This is a genomic window from Mumia spirodelae, assembly GCF_050632745.1.
Classification (GTDB): Bacteria; Actinomycetota; Actinomycetes; order Propionibacteriales; family Nocardioidaceae; genus Mumia.
The window spans coordinates 1-1,015 of the sequence record NZ_JBODSD010000009.1; the positions used below are offsets into that span (position 1 = coordinate 1).

Annotated in this window: 1 protein-coding gene; it reads left to right on the forward strand. The window is 65.7% G+C overall.

What is annotated here, in order from left to right; genetic code table 11:
* Positions 1–128: 128 nt before the first annotated feature.
* Positions 129–1,015: IS481 family transposase (locus ACQSSQ_RS23850; RefSeq protein ID WP_431329653.1), on the forward strand; the 887-nt coding region annotated here is incomplete at its 3' end.

Sequence of the window (1,015 nt, forward strand, 5' to 3'; positions counted from 1 at the left end):
CTAGCTGTGATGTCCAGGCACGTTGGTCGAGATCGTGTGACGACTCGGTCTGAGGTGTAGATGGGTGAAGGCCTCCTGGTGTGGAGTGGAGCTGTCTAAGGAACCGCTCCGCCACCAAGGAGGCCTTCGTGTCCCACGCTACCCATGCCAACGCAGCCTTGACACCGCGCGCCCGTCTTCGACTTGCACGGTTGATCGTCGACGACGGTTGGTCGACTGCTCGCGCTGCCGAGCGTTACGACGTCTCGTGGCGTACGGCGAAGAGGTGGGCCGACCGCTATCGCGACGAGGGGCCAGAGGGGATGGTCGACCGGTCCTCGGCACCGCACCGTCAGCCGAACCGCACGCCGGCGCCGGTGGTGCGCAAGATCGTGCACCTGCGTTGGAAGCAGCGGCTGGGTCCGGTCGAGATCGCCGATCGGCTCGACATGGCGTCCTCGACCGTGCACGCGGTCTTGGTCCGTTGCCGGATCAACCGGCTGTCCCACCTCGACCGGGCAACCGGTGAACCGATCCGTCGTTACGAGCACGACAAGCCCGGCGACTTGATCCATGTCGACGTCAAGAAGCTGGGCAAGATCCCCGACGGTGGCGGCTGGCGCTACGTCGGCAAGCAGCAGGGTGATAGGAACCGCTCCGCTACGCCTGACAAACCGCGCAACAAGTACCGCGGCCCGTTGATCGGCACCTGCTACCTGCACACCGTCATCGACGACCACTCCCGCCTCGCCTACGTCGAGGCCCGCGACGACGAGACCAGCCAGACCGCGACCGACGTCCTCAAGAACGCAGTCGCCTGGTTCGCCGAGCGCGGCGTCACCGTCAAGCGGGTCCTGTCCGACAACGGCAGCTGCTACAAGTCCCACCTGTGGCGCGACACCTGCGCCGACCTGGGCATCACCGCGAAGAAGACCCGCCCCTACCGGCCGCAGACCAACGGAAAGATAGAGCGCTTCCACCGCACCCTGGCCGAGGGCTGGGCCTTCAAGAAGTTCTACAACTCCGAATCAGCCCG